At 67.4% G+C, this 18479-nt stretch carries 17 protein-coding genes; 13 read left to right on the top strand and 4 right to left on the bottom strand.

The annotated features are described in order from the left end of the window. Window positions 1-104: 104 nt before the first annotated feature. From G6N51_RS18825 to G6N51_RS18840, 4 genes are read right to left on the bottom strand one after another with little or no spacing between them, the layout of a single operon-like run. On the bottom strand, window positions 105-746 hold the full coding sequence (locus G6N51_RS18825) for a DJ-1/PfpI family protein (RefSeq protein ID WP_083171119.1): 642 nt from the start codon (window positions 744-746) through the stop codon (window positions 105-107). Further along, window positions 743-2371 carry a glycosyltransferase family 87 protein gene (locus G6N51_RS18830; RefSeq protein ID WP_083171121.1) on the bottom strand — a complete coding sequence of 543 codons (1629 nt, stop codon included), beginning with the start codon at window positions 2369-2371 and terminating at the stop codon, window positions 743-745. Before G6N51_RS18830 ends, G6N51_RS18825 begins: the two co-directional genes overlap by 4 nt. Then, window positions 2368-4923, bottom strand: a complete 2556-nt coding sequence (locus tag G6N51_RS18835) for a transglycosylase domain-containing protein (protein ID WP_372510223.1) — start codon at window positions 4921-4923, stop codon at window positions 2368-2370. The genes G6N51_RS18830 and G6N51_RS18835 overlap by 4 nt, the downstream gene beginning before the upstream one ends. After that, a complete protein-coding gene (locus G6N51_RS18840) occupies window positions 4916-5350 on the bottom strand; it encodes a DUF5318 family protein (RefSeq protein ID WP_163682969.1) in 435 nt (144 codons plus the stop codon). Before G6N51_RS18840 ends, G6N51_RS18835 begins: the two co-directional genes overlap by 8 nt. A 122-nt stretch (window positions 5351-5472) precedes the next feature. Here G6N51_RS18840 and G6N51_RS18845 point away from each other — a divergent pair, with 122 nt between their 5' ends. The 13 genes from G6N51_RS18845 to G6N51_RS18905 all read left to right on the top strand — a co-directional run bounded on the left by G6N51_RS18845 (window position 5473) and on the right by G6N51_RS18905 (window position 18436). Then, complete coding sequence (locus G6N51_RS18845) at window positions 5473-6354, top strand: DUF1707 SHOCT-like domain-containing protein (RefSeq protein ID WP_083171128.1); 882 nt, start codon at window positions 5473-5475, stop codon at window positions 6352-6354. Window positions 6355-6512: 158 nt separating this feature from the next. Beyond that, entirely contained in the window at window positions 6513-7055 is a 543-nt protein-coding gene (locus tag G6N51_RS18850) for a PadR family transcriptional regulator (protein WP_055399552.1), read from the top strand. A gap of 59 nt (window positions 7056-7114) precedes the next feature. Then, window positions 7115-8221: an inositol-3-phosphate synthase gene (locus G6N51_RS18855; RefSeq protein WP_083171130.1), complete on the top strand. Its 1107-nt coding sequence runs from the start codon at window positions 7115-7117 to the stop codon at window positions 8219-8221. A gap of 127 nt (window positions 8222-8348) precedes the next feature. Beyond that, window positions 8349-9476 carry an LLM class flavin-dependent oxidoreductase gene (locus G6N51_RS18860; RefSeq protein WP_083171132.1) on the top strand — a complete coding sequence of 376 codons (1128 nt, stop codon included), beginning with the start codon at window positions 8349-8351 and terminating at the stop codon, window positions 9474-9476. Beyond that, window positions 9473-10642, top strand: a complete 1170-nt coding sequence (locus G6N51_RS18865) for a sulfotransferase family protein (protein ID WP_083171377.1) — start codon at window positions 9473-9475, stop codon at window positions 10640-10642. Before G6N51_RS18860 ends, G6N51_RS18865 begins: the two co-directional genes overlap by 4 nt. Window position 10643: 1 nt before the next feature. Then, entirely contained in the window at window positions 10644-11447 is an 804-nt protein-coding gene (locus G6N51_RS18870) for a sugar phosphate isomerase/epimerase family protein (protein WP_083171134.1), read from the top strand. 2 nt (window positions 11448-11449) lie between these two features. Next, on the top strand, window positions 11450-12658 hold the full coding sequence (locus G6N51_RS18875; RefSeq protein ID WP_083171136.1) for a hypothetical protein: 1209 nt from the start codon (window positions 11450-11452) through the stop codon (window positions 12656-12658). A gap of 24 nt (window positions 12659-12682) precedes the next feature. Then, the gene (locus G6N51_RS18880) at window positions 12683-13597 is read left to right on the top strand and encodes an alpha/beta fold hydrolase (RefSeq protein WP_083171138.1); all 915 of its coding nucleotides are present in this window, start codon (window positions 12683-12685) and stop codon (window positions 13595-13597) included. A gap of 16 nt (window positions 13598-13613) precedes the next feature. Continuing rightward, window positions 13614-14399: an LLM class F420-dependent oxidoreductase gene (locus G6N51_RS18885; RefSeq protein WP_083171140.1), complete on the top strand. Its 786-nt coding sequence runs from the start codon at window positions 13614-13616 to the stop codon at window positions 14397-14399. 104 nt (window positions 14400-14503) lie between these two features. Next, window positions 14504-15244, top strand: a complete 741-nt coding sequence (locus G6N51_RS18890; protein ID WP_083171142.1) for a GntR family transcriptional regulator — start codon at window positions 14504-14506, stop codon at window positions 15242-15244. A 50-nt stretch (window positions 15245-15294) separates the two neighbouring features. Then, complete coding sequence (locus G6N51_RS18895; protein WP_083171144.1) at window positions 15295-17112, top strand: ABC transporter substrate-binding protein/permease; 1818 nt, start codon at window positions 15295-15297, stop codon at window positions 17110-17112. Continuing rightward, on the top strand, window positions 17109-17858 hold the full coding sequence (locus G6N51_RS18900; RefSeq protein ID WP_083171146.1) for an amino acid ABC transporter ATP-binding protein: 750 nt from the start codon (window positions 17109-17111) through the stop codon (window positions 17856-17858). The genes G6N51_RS18895 and G6N51_RS18900 overlap by 4 nt, the downstream gene beginning before the upstream one ends. A 71-nt stretch (window positions 17859-17929) precedes the next feature. Further along, window positions 17930-18436, top strand: coding sequence for a MarR family winged helix-turn-helix transcriptional regulator (locus tag G6N51_RS18905; protein ID WP_083171148.1), 507 nt, complete (start codon window positions 17930-17932; stop codon window positions 18434-18436). The last annotated feature ends 43 nt before the right edge of the window (window positions 18437-18479 follow it).

Below are 18479 nucleotides of genomic sequence, written 5' to 3' on the forward strand. Positions count from 1 at the left end.
GATCCGTGGCAGGAGGGTCGCCTGCGTCGGCAACCGCACCAGGCTACCGGACGGGCGGGGTGGCCTCCAAAACTGACGGCGATCCGGGCGCTCGAGCAACCCGGCTACCGCCGGGCGCCCAGGTATTCGGTGGCCCTGTCCAGCGTCGCCTGATCGGCCCTGGCGAGGGAACCGGAATCGAAGGGCGGCTGCGGGTCGTATTCGATGAGCAGCTGCGCAGCCTGCGCGGCCTGTCGATCGACCAGGAGCTCAACCAGCCGCAAGGCCATGTCGATGCCGCTGGAGACGCCGGCGGCGGTGATGATCCGCTCCGGTAGGTGCTCGACGACCCGGTCCGGCACGTAACGCGCTCCGAGGTCGGTGAGCAGGTCGCTGGCCCGCCAATGCGTGGTGGCGGTGAGCCCGTCGAGCAGGCCCGCGGCGGCCAACAACAATGCGCCGGTGCACACCGACGTGGTGAACGTCGTGGTGGGGTGCACGGCTTGCAGCCAGGCGCGGATGGTGTCGTCGTGGATCAACTGCCGCGTGCCGATCCCGCCGGGAAACAGCACCACGTCCGGCGAGGTGACCTCGTCGAATCGCGCGTCGCAGCTCAGCCCGAGCATGCCGTTTTCCGTACGCACCTCGCCGCGGCGGTGACCGATGAACACCACCTCGATCGACGGGACGCGTTGCAGCACCTCGTAGGGGCCCACCGCGTCGAGCGCGGTCACCCGGGGAAACAGCGGCACGGCGACGAGTGTCATGGCACGGCGGGCTCGACCTCGGGGACCGCCGCGCGGCGCGCGCCGGGCGGTCGCAGCCGGTCCGGCAGCCACCCCCGCGGGGCGTCGGGGGCGCGGTCGAACGGGCCGCCCGACGGGTCGTCCACCCGGCCGCCCCAGCGCACCAGATCCTCGTCGGGCCGGTAGATCTGGCGGACCACCAGCGCGCACAACGCGACGACGGCGATGTCGCGCAGTAACACCGTCGTGGTGAAGAACTGCTCGGGCAACGAGCGGTTCGGGTTGCCATACAGGTAGTACATCCGCGGCACCCATACCACCGCGTCGATGGTCATCCAGGCCAGCAGGATCCGGCGATGCGGCAAGGCCAGCACCGCAAGCGGCACCAGCCACAACGAGAACTGCGGACTCCACACCTTGTTGGTCAACAGGAAGACGGCCACCACCAAGAACACCAGCTGCGCCAGCCGCGGCCGCTGGGGAGCGGTGAGCGCCACGTATACGATTGCCGCACAACCGATTACGAAAAGTACGGCGACCACCGCGTTCAGCACGGTGGGCGGCTCCCAGAACCCGAGCTTGGGATCGAAACCGCGCCAGCCCGTGAACGACTTCACCACGTTGTACACCGAATCCATGTCGTCGCCACGCCGGGTGTTGAGCCGGAAGAACTCCGACCACCCACGCGGAAACAGCACCAGGACCGGCAGATTCACCAACAACCAGGTCACCGCGGCCGTCCCGGCCGTGCGGGCCGACGCGCGGAAGCGCCCCGTCCGGATCGCCAGGGCCACCATCGGACCGAGGAACAACAGCGGATACAGCTTGGCGGCGGCGCCCAATCCGATCAGCACACCGGCGAGCACCGGTCTGCGCCGCGCCCACGCCAGCAGCCCGGCCATCGCGAATGCCGTTGCCAGCGCATCGAAGTTGGTGAAGATCTGGAAGATCACCAGCGGCGACGCGGCCACCAGGGCCGCATCCCAGACCCGCCGCCCCGCCAGACCGGCGGTCGCCCAGACCGTGGCCAGCCACGCCAGCGCAAGGCCGAATGCCGCGACGTCGAAGAACATCACCACCTCGGCGACCACCGGCAACGGGGCCAGCTTGCTCAGCGCGGTGTAGGTCTTCGCCAGCGCCATGGAGACGTACTGATACATCCCGGTCAGCACCGGATACTCCATGTAGCGCACCGCGGGCCGGCCGTCGTAGCGGGTCTGCGGGGTGCCGCTGCCGTCGGTCTCGACCCAGCTGGACTTGTACGGAAACTTACCCTGGCTCAACAACTCCGCGCCGTAAAGCGGAACCGTGTCTGAGTAACACAACTCGTAGTAGGCGCGCTGGTTCTCCCAGTTGGCCACCCGCTGATCGGCGGTTCCGGTGCCGGTGCTCTGCAGGCAGGCCGCCTTCGTCGACCAGCCAAGCGCCAGGAACACCAGGCCGATCATGAACATCACCCGCAGCGGGGTCAGCACCCGGGTACGGCCGATCAGGGCGTGCCGGCCTACCGGCCCCCCGGCGACGTCCGCCAGCGCGGCGCCCAACGGGTCGGTGCGACTCGGGCAATCGCGATTGCCGACGCTACGCAGATCGGCGGCCAGCGGCACTGGGGAAATGGTGGCGGTCTGCCGCTGAGCCTCGGTCACGGTGGCGGTTGGCCAGGCGGCGGGGCTTGGGGACCACCCGGCGGGACACCGGGCTCGGGACCGCCGCCGGGCGGCGCCGGCCCGACCGTGACCGTCGTGGGCGGGCCGACCGGGATGGTGATGCCGGGCGCCACTTCGACGGTCGGCTGAATGACGGTCACCGACGGCTGCGGCGGCGGGGGCGGCGGCGCCGGGACACCCGCGTAGCCGCCGATCTCGGTTGGCTTGGGGAAGGATTCGTTGGGCGTGCCCTTCAGGGCGCCGTCCATGGTGGACTTCCAGATGTCCGACGGCAGCCCCGAGCCGTAAACCGGTGCGCCCGAAGCGGTTACCAGCGGCACGTCGCCTTTCGCGGTGCCCACCCACACGGCCGTCGCCAACGACGGCGTGTATCCGACCATCCACGCGTCCTTGTCGGCGTTGGTGTCGCCGAGCTGCGTGGTGCCCGTCTTGGCCGCCGACGGCCTGCCGCCCGACAGGGCGTGGCCGCGCGAGTAGCTGGCGATCGGCTCCATGGCCGCGGTGACGTTGTCGGCCACGGCCTTCGGGATGCGCTGTTCGCCGTTGTTGTCGGACTTGCTCGCGTCGAAGAGCACCTGCCCGTCGGAGTTGACGACCTTCTGCACAAAGTGCGGCCGGTGGTAGACACCGGACGCGGCCAGGGTGGCGTACGCCGAGGCCATGTCGATGACCCGGGTCTGGTACTGCCCCAACACAACCCCGTTGTTGGGCGGCCCACCCTTGCCGTCTTCGGACAACGTGTGGTCCACGCCGGGGAAGCTGGTCGCGACTCCGGCCTGGTGCGCGGCGTCCGCGACGGCCTGGGGTCCGCCCTTGAGCTTGAGCATCAACCGGTAATAGGAGGTGTTCAGCGATTGCTTGAGCGCCTGGGCGATGTTGCACGTCCCGCAGCCCTCGCCGTCCACGTTCGTGATCTTGATGCCGTCGACCGTCAGCGGTGAACTGTCGACCTGGTAACCCAGTCCGATCCCCTGCTCGAGCGCGGCGACCAAGGCGAACACCTTGAACGACGAACCGGTTTGCAGCCCGGCCTGCGCGAAGTCGAAGCCGTTGGCGTCCGTGCCCCCGTAATAGGCGCGGATCGCCCCGTCGTGCGGGTCGATCGACACCACGGCCGACCGCATGTCGGGGTCTTGCCCGTCAAGGTATTTCGAAACCGCCTTCTCGGCGGCCTGCTGGGCCTTCGGGTCGATGGTGGTGGTGACCTGCAAGCCCTGCGTGTTCAGGGTCCGCTCGTCGATGTTGAACAACTCCATCAACTCTTTGGTCACCTGGCGCTCGATGAGCCCGTTGGGCCCCGTCGTCTGGTTCTCCGCGCGCGCCTGATCGGGCGGAACGGTCTGTGGAAACTCCTGCGCGGCACGGTCGCTGGGTGAGAGCGCCTTGGTCTCCACCATGCCGTCGAGCACCCAGTTCCAGCGGGCCCGGGCGCCCTGCGGATCGATGGCCGGGTCCAGCGCGGACGGCCGCCGAATCAGGGCCGCCAGCAAGGCACCCTCGGAGACCGTGAGCTGCTCGACGGGTTTGTTGAAATAAGCCTTGGCGGCGGCCGAGATCCCGTAGGCACCGCGGCCGAAGTAGATGATGTTCAGGTAGGCCTGCAGCACATCGTCTTTCGACCACTCCCCCGACATCTTGGTGGCGATGACGAGTTCCTTGGCCTTGCGCATCAGACCGCTGAGGCCGTGCTGGGCCGACCCCACCAGCGCGTTCTTCACGTATTGCTGGGTGATCGTCGACCCGCCCTGCAGGTCGCCGTTGCCGAAGAGGTTGTTGTCCACCGCCCGCGCGAAGCCGCTGAAGTCGAACCCGGGGTTCGAATAGAAGTTACGATCCTCGGCGGCGATCACCGCCTGGCGCACGTGCACCGGCACCTGGTTGATGTTGACGTCGACCCGATTACCCTCGGGCGGAATGATTTTGGCGATTTCAGACCCGTCGCTGGCCAGAATGGTGGAGACCTGGTTGGTGCGCAGGTCACCCGGCTTGGGGATGTCGACGATGAAGTAGGCCATGGCGAACGTGACGATCGGCAGGAGCACCAGCACCGCCGCCGACAGGTAGGCCGCTCGCCGCACCCACACCCAGTTGATCTGTTGGGTCCAGTGAACGCCACCCCGCGGTCGGGGCCCGAAGCCGTCGGGCCCGCCGGGCCGTCCGCGCGGCCCCGCCGGCGGCGGTGGGCCTTCCGGCGGGCGGCCTCCCCCGCCCGGCCGGTCGCGGCGCGCCGACGTCCGGCTGTCCAGCGCGGCCTTGACCTCTTCGAGCGCGTCCCGTTGCAGGGGCGTCGACGGGGGGGCGTCCATCGCGGCTTTGACTTCGTCGACGCTGGGGTCGGGCCGGCGGGGTGACCGGTCGTCGACAACCGGCGGCAGGATCGTGGTCAGCCTGTCATCGGGTGGGACGCCCCGGCGGTGGCCGGGCGATGGCGCGTCGCGCGGACGATCGCCGATTCCATGTCTGCCCACACGCTCAGTCGCCGGCCCGTCCGCGTCGCCCGGCGGCTGGTTGTGGGGTCCGTCGTTATTCAATGGCCGTTCGCGCGCCGTTGCGCGCCGTCCGCGTGGTCCGGGTGCCCCTGGGCGGAGGTGCGGTGCGCGCCGCGCCGAGCACGTACGACTTGACCAGATGGTTCCACTCGCAGGTTCGACATACCTCCACCACGTGGACGGCGAACTCCTCGAAGCGACTTGCCAGCAGGACCAACTCTTCGGCCGTGCGCGCCGAGCCCGACACCGGACCCAGGTGCTCACCGAATACCCACGACACCAGCGTCAGCTGCTCCTTGCGGCAGATCGGGCACATGACCTGGCTCGGTTTCCCGTGAAACTTGGCGGCGCGCAGCAGATAAGGGTTCGCGTCACACACCTCGGACACACCCGTGCGGCCCGAGTACACCTCGGCCAGCAGTGCTCGCCGCCGGAGCGCGTAGTCCACCACTTGTCGCTGCAGTCGCACGCCCCCAGAGTACGTCGCCATCGGCGAGCGCCGATACGCAACCAAAACCGTGGCGTCCCGCGGCGGGTGGTCGGCCGCTGCTTTCCGCCCCGGACCGGGGGCCGGACTCTACGATCATCCCCGTGGCGAAATGGCTCGGGACGTCGCTCGCTGGGCGGCCGGCGGCGAACACCCGCGCGACGGACACCAACCGGCAAGACGCCTGCAAGATCCTCGACGACGCGTTGAACGACGGCCAGCTCTCCATGGAGGAACACCGGGAACGTGTCAGCGCGGCCACCAATGCGGTCACCCTCGGCGACCTCCAGGCCCTGGTGACCGACCTGCAGACCGACAGCTCCGCGCTGCCGACGCCGGCGGTCAAGGGCCCGCGGTTGCCGCCGAAGCTCGGCGGCTGGGGCTCGCTCGCCGCCGCCTTCGCCGTGTCGGTGCTGCTCGGCATAGGCATCGGCTGGGGCCTGTACGGCAACACCAGCTCGCCCCTGGACTTCACCACCGATCCCGGAGCCAGGCCGGACGGAGTCGGCCCCGTGGTGCTGACCCCGCCCACCCAACTGCATTCGGTCGGCGGGCTTACCGGGCTGCTCGAGCAAACGCGCAAACGGTTCGGCGACGCCGTCGGGTACCGGCTGGTGATCTACCCGACGTACGCGGTGTTCGACCGCCCGGATCCCTCCGACGACCGCAGGGTGCTGACCTACACCTACCGCGGCGGATGGTCAGACCCCTCCAGTTCTGCCAGGAGCTCTGCCGACGGTCCCGTCGCCGTCGACCTGAGCAAGTTCGACGTCACGGCGACGGTGGGCATCATGCGCGGCGCCCCGCAGACGCTTCGCATGAAGCCGTCGGACGTCAAAACCCAGTACCTGATCATCGAACCGGCGAGCGACCCGACCACCCCCGGCGCGCTGTCGCTATCGCTGTATGTCTCCAGCGACTACGGTAGTGGCTACATCGTCTTCGCAGGTGACGGAACCGTCAAGCAGCTGAACTTGCCGTCCTGACCGCCATGTGAGCGGGCCGGCACCCGCCGCAATTCGATTTCGCGCACCCCGACTAACAGCCGACGAACATCCGGTGGTGTTGTGGCGAATATATCGAGGCGATACGATGACGCGAGGCGTCGAACCGTCGTAACCAATCGTGCAAAGGGGGTGATTCGATGCTCGAGCTCGCCATCCTGGGCCTTCTGATCGAATCGCCGATGCATGGTTACGAGTTGCGCAAACGACTGACCGGACTCCTCGGTGCGTTCCGTGCATTCTCGTACGGTTCGCTGTACCCGGCCCTCCGGCGGATGCAGGCCGAAGGGTTGATTGCCGAGGATGCCGCCCCGGCCGGGACCCCGGTTCGGCGCGCCCGGCGCGTCTACCAGCTAACCGACGAGGGCCGTCGGCGCTTCGGTGAGCTGGTGGCCGACACCGGTCCGCACAACTACACCGACGACGGCTTCGGGGTGCACCTGGCCTTCTTCAACCGGACTCCGGCGGAAGCACGCATGCGCATCCTGGAGGGCCGCCGCCGTCAGGTCGAAGAGCGGCGGGAGGGCTTGCGCGAAGCCGTGGCGCGGGCCAGTAACTCGTTCGACCGTTACACCCGCCAACTTCACCAACTCGGGCTCGAGTCCAGCGAGCGCGAAGTGAAGTGGCTCAACGAGCTCATCGCCGCGGAGCGGGCGATGCCCGGCCTCTCCGAGCAGACGTAAACCCCTGCACGAATCCCATCAGCTGCGAAACAAGGTTATTGGAGTTAGGAGAACGCCCCATGAGTGACCACCTGCCGCCGAAGGCGGAAGAGGCGCACACCGAGGTACGAGTCGCCATTGTCGGCGTCGGTAATTGCGCGTCTTCGCTGGTACAGGGCGTCGAGTACTACCAGAACGCGGACGAGAACAGCACCGTCCCCGGTCTGATGCACGTGAAGTTCGGCCAGTACCACGTGCGCGACGTCAAGTTCGTTGCCGCCTTCGACGTGGACGCCAAGAAGGTCGGATTCGACCTGTCCGACGCGATCTTCGCCTCGGAGAACAACACGATCAAGATCGCCGACGTGCCGCCCACCAACGTGACAGTGCAGCGCGGCCCGACCCTGGACGGCATCGGCAAGTACTACGCCGACACCATCGAGCTTTCCGACGCCGAGCCGGTCGACGTGGTCAAGGTGCTCAAGGAGAACAACGTCGACGTGCTGGTCTCCTACCTGCCCGTGGGTTCGGAAGAGGCCGACAAGTTCTACGCCCAGTGCGCCATCGACGCAGGCGTGGCGTTCGTCAACGCGCTGCCGGTGTTCATCGCCTCGGACCCGGTGTGGGCCAAGAAGTTCGCCGACGCGGGTGTGCCGATCGTCGGCGACGACATCAAGAGCCAGGTCGGCGCGACCATCACCCACCGCGTGATGGCCAAGCTGTTCGAGGACCGCGGTGTGCAGCTGGACCGCACCATGCAGCTCAACGTGGGCGGCAACATGGACTTCCTCAACATGCTCGAGCGCGAGCGGCTGGAGTCCAAGAAGATCTCCAAGACGCAGGCGGTCACCTCCAACCTGCAGCGGGAGTTCAAGACGAAGGACGTGCACATCGGGCCGTCGGACCACGTCGGCTGGCTCGACGACCGCAAGTGGGCCTACGTGCGGCTCGAGGGTCGGGCGTTCGGCGACGTGCCGCTGAACCTGGAGTACAAGCTCGAGGTGTGGGACTCGCCGAACTCAGCGGGCGTCATCATCGACGCGGTGCGCGCGGCCAAGATCGCCAAGGACCGCGGCATCGGCGGCCCGGTGATCCCGGCGTCGGCCTACCTGATGAAGAGCCCGCCGCAGCAGCTGCCCGACGATGTCGCGCGCACCCAGCTCGAAGAGTTCATCAGCGAAGGCTGAAGTCTCTAACCGCGGGCGTAACGCCGCGGCGATTTTCACCTCTGGAATTCGCCACAGCGTTACGCTCGCGGTCGCTGGAGCCGTTTCGGCCCCACCGCGCTGTGCGAGTGCTTAGCATCATCTCTCGATGACCGTTCAGCCCGCCGCGTTCCTGCGCACCACCCTCCCGCTGGACCTGTCCCGGCTCGCGGAGTTGGACAGCGGCCGATACCACTCGATCTGGCTGCCCGACCACATGGTCAGCTTCTGGCCCGACTCCCTCTGGACCCCCGAGTTCACCGACCTGGCCACCGCATCCCCGTCGCCGCACCGCCACCTGGACGGGCTGGCGGTAGCCGCCGCGGCCGCCGTCCTGACCGAGAACGTGCCGCTCGTCAGCGCCGTCGTCGACACCGTGCGCCGCCACCCAGCCATGCTGGCCCAGACGGCGCTCACCATCGACCACCTGGCCAAGGGGCGCTTCATCCTGGGCCTGGGCAGCGGCGAGAGCGAGAACACCCTGCCCTACGGCTTCGACTTCTCCCGGCCGGTCAGCCGCTTCGAGGAGGCGCTGACGGTGATCCGGCTGCTCTGGGAGAGCGACGGCCCGGTCGATTTCGACGGGCAGTTCTACACGCTGCGCCATGCCCGGCTGGACACCGAACCCTACGCGGGCCGGCCGCCGCAAATCTGGATCGGTGCCAGTGGCCCCCGGATGCTGGACATCGCCGGCCGGCACGCCGACGGGTGGTGGCCCGCCGGCGCCTGGACACCGGAGCACTACGCCGAAATGCTCGCCGCGGTCAGGGAATCGGCCGAACGCGCCGGCCGCGATCCGCAGGCGATCACGCCGTGCTTCATCCAGGTGTGTCTGATCGGCGAGGACGAGGACGCCCTCGCCGAGATCCTCCAAGCGCCCCTGGTCAAGGCGTTCCTGCTGCAGGTATCCGCGGACACGTTGCGCGACTTCGGATTTGAGCACCCGATGGGCGACCGGTGGCGCGGATTCCACGACATCGACCCGGCGGTGCTCACCCGCGACCGGGTCCTGGAATTCCTCGACAAAGCGCGGCCCGAGATGGTGCTGGCCGCCGTACCGCACGGGACGCCGAAGCAGGTCGCCGAGATCGTCAAGACCTTTGTGGACGCGGGACTGCGCGTCCCCAAGATCCTGGATTATGGCGCGATGGCAGGCCTGAGATACGCCGAGGCTTCGACGGCCAACGTGCGCGCCGCCGAAGACGAACTGGTGCGGCTGTGCGGAGCGTCATCGTGACGACGCCCCTGGACGCCGCCCAGCTGCTCGCCGACGCGCAGGCCGAGACGGGGCTGCGCGACTACGGCGATCCCACCTTGCCGCAACGCTTCGCCGTCGCCGTCGACCACCTCAACGGCCTGGGCATGGACACCGAGGGAAACCGGCAGGCGGCACGGGTGTGCCGCTGGCTGCTGACGTCGCGTCTGGAACTCATCGAAGACCGCAACCGCTACCCGATCGCCGACGAGGTGATCGACGGGCCGATGTTCGTCACGGGCGAACCCCGCTCGGGCACAACGCTCATGCACGCCCTGATGTCCGTCGACCCGTCAGCCCGGGCGCTGCGCTTCTGGGAAGTGATGTATCCGTCACCGCCGCCGGGTCTGGCGGGTCCCGACGACGACCGCCGGGAGCGGGCCGACGAGGACTGGCGGGAGATCAACGCCAAGCTGCCCAAGTGGCTGCACAGCCACCCGTACAACGACATGCTGGGTGACGGCCTGCCCGAGGACGAGCGCACCTGGGCGTTCGACTTCCGCGTGATGACGCCCACCGCCTGGTGGCGAGTGCCGATGCAGTCGCTGGTCGGCGGCCTGGCCACCGATCCGGCGGCGCAATATCGGCTCCACAAGGCCATGCTGCAACAGCTGCAATATCGTCGGCCACGAAAGTATTGGGTGCTCAAGGGTTTTCACGGTTTTCGCCTCAAGGAACTGTTCGACACCTATCCCGACGCGCACATGGTGTGGCTGCATCGCGACCCCGTCCAGGTCGCGGCGTCGCGCACGATGATGATGGCCGACATCGCCGAGGGCATCGTCGGTCCGGTCGACCTGCATGCCGAAGCAAAGAGGCACCTCGAGATGACCCGCGCCAGTATCGCCAACACGATGAGCAATCCGTTCGTCGACGACCCGCGCATCCTGCACGTGCGCTACGCCGACTTCGTCGCAGACCACGTCGGCACCGTGCGGCGCTACTACCAGTTCTGCGGCCGCCAGCTGTCGGACGACGCCGAATCGGCGATGCGCGCCTACCTGGCCAACAATCGTGGCGACCGCTACGGCAAATTCACCTATTCCACCCAACTGCTGACCGACATCGGCGAAGACCTCGATGCGCTGCACGCCGAATTCCAGTCATTCCGCGAGCGATTCGGCATCGCCATCGAGAACCGCGCCTGACATGGCCGGCCCACACCACCGTCTGTCGGTGCACAACGTCACCTTCCACGGTGAGTCCCTGGCCGAACTGGAAGCTCATTGGGCGGCGCTTGGTGTCTCCCGGCTGAGCATCCTGGACAGCCAGCTGCTCGAACCGAACTTCCCAATGTTGTTGCACGGCAACGCATATGCCGTGGAGGCCGTCTACCACCTGTTCGCCGGTGGCCGGCTGTCCAGCGACTCGCACGCCGCGCGTGATGCGCTGTCGGCTGTGATCGACGCCGCTGCCGCAGTCGGCGCCCGCACCGTCTATTTGCTGACCGGCGGGCGCGGCGACCTCACGTGGGCGCAGGCCGCCGACCGATTTTGCGCGATGGTCGCGCCCTGCGTGGCGCAGGCCGAGGCGGCCGGGGTGGCGCTGGCCATCGAGAATGCGTCCAGCCTCTACGCCGACATCCACCTTGCCCACACCCTGCGCGACACCGTCACGCTGGCCGAGATGGGCGGCCTGGGTGTCTGCATCGACGTGTTCCACTGTTGGGCTGAGGGGGATGTCGAGGCTATGGTGCAGCGGGCGTTACCGCGCACGTCGCTGATCCAGCTGAGCGACTATGTGCTCGGCGACCGGGCGTTGCCGGCCAGGGCGGTGCCGGGCGACGGCACGATTCCGCTCGAGGCGTTCGTCGCCCAAGCGCTCGCCGGCGGCTACTCCCACGGTTTCGACCTGGAACTGATCGGTCCCCGGATCGACCGCGAGGGGCATCTGGAATCCGCCCGGCGCGCATGTGGTGTCCTCAGCGCGATGCTCGAGAGGCTGGGTGCGTGAGCATGGCCTTCGGTGACGGTCCCCACGACGCAGCGCTGCAGCGGGCGTGGTCCGAATTCTGCGCGCGGCTGCAGGAAGCGGGCGAGCAGGTCTTCAAGCAGGCCAACCCGGCGTCGGGCGTGCATCGGGTCGACGCCTACCGGTTTCTCACCCAAAACCTCGGCCAGGCCTTCGATCTGGCGCTCGAGACGCACGACACCCGCTACCCGGTTCTGCACACCTTCTGTGGCCCGACCCGCAAGCTGGGCGGCGACTGCGCCGACTTCACCTACCAGCAGGCGTGGATCGACGGGCAGTCGACGTACCGGCTCGCCGGGACCCGGGGCACCGCAAGGTTCTTCAACGTTACGGTCCACGGGCCACGTGCGCCCGGCCCGGGCGTGCTGCACGAACCGTTCGGCGACGTACCGGAGGCCAATCTGCTCGGTCATCAGCTCCAGGTCGGCGACGACAGCGAATTCGAGCTCTACATCGGCGGACCCGAGCGCGGGCCGAACTGGCTGCCCACCACGGCCGCGTCGCGGAAACTGTTCGTTCGCCAGGGTTTCGACCGTTGGGACGAACTGCCGGCGCAGCTGCGCATCGAGCGGATCGACATGGACTCCCCCAAGCCGTTGCCCTCGCCCATCGAGATGGTCGAGGCGATGCGCTGGGCCGGTGAGTTCGTCACCGGCCTGATGGCCGACTGGCCCGAGTTTCCCTTCACCTACGGCGGCGTCGACGCCAACTGCCCCAACACCTTCCCGCACGTCGCCGCGTCCGATGCGGATACCAGGCGCGGCCGGGCGGCCGCCAACATGTATTGGGAACTCGCGGACGACGAGGCGCTGATCGTCGAGTTCGGCGCCCACGAGGGGTTGTGGATGCTGAGCAACATGGGTGTCTTCTTCAACAGCATGGATTACCTGTACCGGCCGGTGAGCTACACGCCGAGCCGCACGCAGACCGACGCAGACGGACGTGTTCGTCTCGTCATGGCCCACCGTGATCTGGGCGTTCACAACTGGCTCGACACCCAGGGCTTCGCGCGCGGCAACCTGACCTACCGGCACATGCTCGAAGGCGAGCCCGCCGCGCTGAACACCCGGGTTGTCAAGCACGACGAACTGCTCGCCGCCCTGCCCGCAGGCACCGCCATGGTCACCCCAGCCGAACGCACCGCCGCGATGTGGGAGCGCTTCCACGGCATTCGCCGTCGTTACGTCCTCTAGACACCGGAGCTAGGGTCTTAGATCGTGGCCGAAATCTCCGAAGACGTACTGGATGGACTCTCTGAATTCGCGCTGTTGGGCGAGAACGCCGAGCAAGCCGGTGTCACCGGCCCGCTGCCCGATGTGCAACGCGTCGAGGCGGGCGACGGGGAGGGCAAGATCAGCGCGCTGCGCTGGGGCGCCACTCCCCCGCGGATCGTCTTCCTGCACGGCGGCGGTCAGAACGCGCACACCTGGGACACCGTCATCGTCGGCCTCGGCGAGCCCGCGCTGGCCGTCGACCTGCCCGGGCACGGCCATTCGGCGTGGCGCGAGGACGGCGACTACTCGCCGCAGCTCAACGCCGACGCCCTGTTGCCGGCGCTGCGCGAGCACGCCCCAAACGCCGATCTTGTCGTGGGCATGTCGCTGGGCGGGTTGACCGCGATACGGCTGGCCGCCGTGGCGCCCGAACTCGTCGACGAACTGGTCCTCATCGACGTCACACCGTCGGCGCTGCAGCGGCACTCGGAGATGACCAAAGAACAGCAGGGCACGGTGGCGTTGATGCATGGGGAGCGCGAATTCGAAAGCTTCCAAGCGATGCTGGACCTGACGATCGCCGCGGCGCCGCATCGCGAGGTGACGGCGCTGCGCCGCGGCGTCTTTCACAACTCGCGGCGGCTGGACAACGGCACGTGGACGTGGCGCTACGACGTCATCCGCAAGTTCCCCGACTTCGACGTCCTCTGGGACGACGTGGACAGGTTGTCCGCGCCCATCACCCTCATCCGCGGCGGCAACTCCGGATTCGTCAGCGACGACGATGCCGCCGAATTACGGCGTCGAACAAGGCATTTCCGTACCGCACACGTCGTCGAGAATGCCGGCCACTCCGTGCAAAGCGACCAGCCCCGCGCCCTGATCGACCTGCTGCGCGGGGTGCTGGAGGCGCGCTGAGCCTACGGTGGGTGGTATGCAATCAGGCCTCCCCATCCGCGTCGGTGTGCAACTGCAGCCGCAGCACGCGCCGCAATACGGACAAATCCGTGACGCCGTGCGTCGCTGCGAGGACATCGGCGTCGACATCGCGTTCAACTGGGACCACTTCTTCCCCCTTTACGGGGATCCCGACGGCGCGCATTTCGAATGCTGGACCATGCTCGGGGCGTGGGCCGAGCAGACATCGCGCATTCAGATCGGCGCGCTGGTCACCTGCAACTCCTACCGGAATCCCGAGTTGCTGGCCGACATGGCCCGCACGGTCGACCACATCTCTGACGGCCGCCTCGTGCTGGGGATCGGCTCGGGCTGGAAGCAGAAGGACTACGACGAATACGGCTACCACTTCGGCACCGCGGGCAGCCGTCTGGACGACCTGGCCGGCGCGCTCCCCCGCATCAAGGCCCGGCTGGCCAAGCTGAATCCGCTGCCGAACCGCGACATCCCGATCCTGATCGGCGGCGGCGGCGAGCGTAAGACGCTACGGCTGGTCGCCCAATACGCCGACATGTGGCACAGCTTCACCTCCGCCGACGAGTTCCCGGCCAAGTCAGAGGTGCTGGCCCGGCACTGCGCCGACGTCGGCCGCGACCCGGCGAGCATCGAACGTTCGGCGGCCGTGCAGCACCGCGGCGACCTGGTAGGCAATGCCGAGACGCTCGTCGGCCTCGGTGTCACGCTGTTGACGGTTGCCTGTGACGGTCCGGATTACGACCTCGGCGCGGCCGAAGCGCTGTGCCGGTGGCGCGATAGTCGTTGAGGCCTCCGACCATTTATCGGTCAAACGCCGGAAAGTACGAGCCCACTCGTGAGAAACTTCTCGCGCTGATGACCGAATCGGGTTTGAAAGAGACTCAACGACGAATGCCGAAGAAATACGGGGTCAAAGAAAAGGACCTGGTTGTTTCGCACATCCTTCACCTCTTGCTGACGGGAAAGTTGCGCACCGGCGACCGCGTCGATCGCAATGAGATCGCGTTGGGACTGGGAGTGAGCCGCGTCCCCATTCAAGAGGCGCTGGTTCAGCTCGAACACGACGGCATTGTCTCCACCCGCTATCACCGTGGGGCGTTCGTCGAGCGATTCGACGAAGCCACCGTCCTCGAGCATCACGAGCTCGAGGGCCTGCTCAACGGCATCGCGTCCGCGCGCGCGGCCACTAGTCCCACCCCGAGGATCCTGGGTCGGCTCGACGCCCTGATGCGATCGCTGCGCGCCGCGAAGGATTCGCGGACCTTTTGCGACATCGCCGCGGAATACCGGCAAACGATCAACGACGAATACGCCGGCCCGCGACTGCACGCGACGATCCGCGCCTCGCAAAACCTGGTCCCCCGGGTGTTCTGGCTGATCTATCAAGGCAGCCGCGAGGAAATGCTGCCGTTCTACGAAGACGAGACGGCCGCGATCAACCGGCGCGACCCCGAGGCGGCACGGGCCGCGTGCGTCGGCCGCTCCTACCTGATGGCCCAGACCATGCTGGCCGAACTTTCCCGGCGCAGAGTGTTCACCGCGCCCGACGAGGTGATCCCGGTCGTCCCCGGACCGCTCGAGGGACTCGACGACGCCGAACCCGTGGGCGTCGAGCCGTCGCTGGCCCTATAGAGGGGACGCTCACCCGACGAGGCCGGGCGCCGGTCGTTACGGTGGCAGGGATGAACGCGCGCGCGGACCGGCGCACCCTGCGTCGCGGCAGGCTGTTCGGACTCACCGCGACCACGGTGTTGGTGTGCTGCATGGCATTAGGCGGGCTCGCCGTGCCCGCCGCTGCCGATTGGAACCAATGCGCGCCGGCCGGTTTGGACAGCGCAAGGGCCCTGCCCAAAGATCTGACCGAGTCCCAGCCCACGCCCGAGGAAGACCGGGACACGACCAATTCCGTGGAACCGCTCAGCGCTGTCGACGTCGGCGCGCTGCGCCTGGGCATTCCGGGCGTGCTGACGGTGGGGACGCTGTCGGACGCCCCGCCCAACATCTGCATCAATCCCACCGGCGAATTCAGCGGCTTCGACAACCTGCTGCTGCGCGCCATCGCCGACAAGCTGCACCTGCAGGTCCGCTTTGTCAGCACGGACTTCTCCGCGCTACTCGCCCAAGTGGCGTCCCGGCGCTTCGACGTCGGATCGGCGTCGGTGAAAGCCACCGAGCGGCGCCGTCACACCGTCGCGTTCACCAACGGCTACGACTTCGGCTTCTATTCGCTGGTGGTGCCGCCCGGTTCGCCGATCCACAAGTTCAGCGACCTGGCGGCCGGCCAGCGCATCGGTGTCGTCCAGGGCACCGTCGAGGAGTCTTACGTCGTCGACACCCTGCATCTGCAACCGGTGAAGTATCCGGGCTTCGCGACCCTGTATGCCAGCCTGAAGACCCGGCAGATCGACGCGTGGGTGGCGCCCGGAACCCTCGCCTCGACCGTCATTCGACCGGGCGATCCGGCGGTGACCGTCGCGAACACTTACAGCGCAGGCAATTTCGTGGCCTACGCGGTCGCCAAGGAGAACCAGCCACTGATCGATGCGCTGAACTCCGCGCTGGACGCGGTGATCGCCGACGGCACCTGGGCGAAGCTGTACTGCCAATGGGTCCCGCGTAGCCTGCCGCCGGGCTGGAAACCCGGGTCCAAGGCCGCGCCCGTCCCAAGCCTGCCGGATTTCGCCGCGATCGCCGCCAGCCGGCATGGCGCGCCGACGGGTCAAGCCGCGCCCAAGTCGACGCTGGCCCAGTTGCGTGACTCGTTCTTCGACTGGGACATGTACCGCCAGGCCATTCCGGTCCTGTTCACGACGGGCCTACCAAACACGTTGATCCTGACCAACAGCGCCATCGTGATCGGCTTGGCGCTCGGAATGGTGCTGGCCATGGCGGGCATCTCGCATCGGCGCTGGCTGCGCTGGCCGGCGCGGGTTTACACGGACATCTTCCGTGGCCTTCCCGAAGTGGTGATCATTCTGCTGATCGGAATGGGCATCGGGCCGTTGGTCGGTGGACTGACGAACAAGAATCCCTATCCCTTAGGTATTGCCGCGTTGGGATTGATGGCGGCGGCCTACATCGGCGAAATCCTCCGCTCCGGAATACAAAGTGTGGACCCCGGCCAGTTGGAGGCCTCGCGGGCCCTGGGATTCAGCTATACGGCCGCGATGCGGCTGGTGGTGGTGCCGCAGGGCATCCGACGGGTACTGCCGGCGCTGGTCAATCAGTTCATCGGGTTGTTGAAGGCGTCGGCTTTGGTGTACTTCCTCGGCCTGATCGCCGATCAACGGGAGTTGTTCCAGGTGGGCCGGGATTTGAATGCCCAAACCGGGAGCCTGTCCCCGCTGGTGGCGGCCGGTCTGTTCTACCTGATACTGACCATTCCGTTAACGCATTTGGTGAATTACATCGACGCGCGCCTGCGCCGCGGTCGAGGCGCCCCCGACCCCGATGACAATTCCAGCTTGCTCGCCACCACGTTCGGCCAGGAGATCACGTGAGCGTCGCCGCTGCGGGACGTGCGCCGGTATCGCTGGCCGCCAAAGACATTCACCAAACTCTGGGCGGAAACAAGGTGCTGCGCGGCGTTGACTTCGAGGCGCCCGCCGGCACCACCGTCGCCGTCATCGGGCCGTCCGGCTCCGGCAAGTCGACGCTGCTGCGCACCTTGAACCGATTGCACGAACCCGATAGCGGCGACATCTTGCTGGACGGCCGATCGGTGTTGCGCGACGACCCCAACGAGCTGCGCCAGCGCATCGGCATGGTGTTCCAGCAATTCAACCTCTTCCCGCATCTGAGCGTGCTGAAAAACGTTGCGATGGCGCCGCGCAAGTTGCGGCACCTGCCCGCCGACCAGGCCCGCGAGCTGGCGCTGGCTCAGTTGGAGCGAGTTGGCCTGAAGCACAAGGCCGATGCGCGGCCCGGCATGCTGTCCGGCGGCCAACAACAACGGGTGGCGATCGCCCGGGCGCTGGCCATGGCCCCGCAGGTGATGTTTTTCGACGAGGCGACGTCGGCGCTGGATCCCGAAACGGTGAAAGGAATTCTGCAACTCATCGCCGACCTCGGTGCCGACGGTATGACCATGATCGTGGTCACTCACGAAATGGGTTTTGCCCGCTCGGCATCCGACACCGTTGTCTTCATGGATCGCGGCAAGGTCGTGGAATCCGGGGCGCCGGACCAGATTTTCGAAGCCGCGCGGACCGAACGGCTACAGCGATTCTTGTCCCAGGTACTTTGACCACCTCATTGCGACTAATTAGTCGGCATAGCTACCTTGTCCGTGCTGATATAGCGTTAGACTCCCCGTTTATGGCGGACAGCGAATCCACCGCGGCCGACGTCACCGAGCTTGCGGAAGGTTTGCACCGTGCGCTGTCCAAATTGTTTTCGATTCTGCGGCGCGGGGACCCCAGCGGCACGGCGGCCGCGGGCGAACTGACGTTGGCGCAACTGTCGATTCTGGTCACCCTGCTGGACCAAGGGCCGATTCGGATGACCGACCTCGCGGCCCACGAACGGGTGCGCACGCCCACCACCACCGTGGCGATCCGCCGGCTGGAAAAGCTGGGGCTGGTGAAACGCTCGCGCGACCCGTCCGACCTGCGGGCGGTGCTGGTCGACATCACCCCGCGCGGGCGTGCCGTTCACGGCGAGTCGCTGGCCAACCGGCGCGCCTCGCTGGCCGCGATGCTCAGTCAGCTACCCCCGTCCGACCTCGGTATCCTGATGCAGGCGCTGGCGCCGCTGGAGCGGCTGGGCTGCGGCGAACCGACCGCGGGCCCCGCGGGTGCGCCGCCGGCGTGTAAAGAGGCATGAAAATGTCTGCCATGCAACAAGTTTGGTCGCACCCGTAGACTGC

Origin of the sequence: Mycobacterium paraseoulense (assembly GCF_010731655.1) — a bacterium.
GTDB lineage: Bacteria > Actinomycetota > Actinomycetes > Mycobacteriales > Mycobacteriaceae > Mycobacterium > Mycobacterium paraseoulense.

Excerpts from the sequence above, each read along its gene's own strand:
- G6N51_RS18860 (WP_083171132.1), top strand. The coding sequence starts at position 8,349 with ATGACCGTTCAGCCCGCCGCGTTCCTGCGCACCACCCTCCCGCTGGAC.
- G6N51_RS18905 (WP_083171148.1), top strand. The coding sequence starts at position 17,930 with ATGGCGGACAGCGAATCCACCGCGGCCGACGTCACCGAGCTTGCGGAA.
- G6N51_RS18825 (WP_083171119.1), bottom strand. The coding sequence starts at position 746 with ATGACACTCGTCGCCGTGCCGCTGTTTCCCCGGGTGACCGCGCTCGAC.
- G6N51_RS18870 (WP_083171134.1), top strand. The coding sequence starts at position 10,644 with ATGGCCGGCCCACACCACCGTCTGTCGGTGCACAACGTCACCTTCCAC.
- G6N51_RS18885 (WP_083171140.1), top strand. The coding sequence starts at position 13,614 with ATGCAATCAGGCCTCCCCATCCGCGTCGGTGTGCAACTGCAGCCGCAG.
- G6N51_RS18895 (WP_083171144.1), top strand. The coding sequence starts at position 15,295 with ATGAACGCGCGCGCGGACCGGCGCACCCTGCGTCGCGGCAGGCTGTTC.
- G6N51_RS18875 (WP_083171136.1), top strand. The coding sequence starts at position 11,450 with ATGGCCTTCGGTGACGGTCCCCACGACGCAGCGCTGCAGCGGGCGTGG.
- G6N51_RS18855 (WP_083171130.1), top strand. The coding sequence starts at position 7,115 with ATGAGTGACCACCTGCCGCCGAAGGCGGAAGAGGCGCACACCGAGGTA.
- G6N51_RS18890 (WP_083171142.1), top strand. The coding sequence starts at position 14,504 with ATGCCGAAGAAATACGGGGTCAAAGAAAAGGACCTGGTTGTTTCGCAC.
- G6N51_RS18850 (WP_055399552.1), top strand. The coding sequence starts at position 6,513 with ATGCTCGAGCTCGCCATCCTGGGCCTTCTGATCGAATCGCCGATGCAT.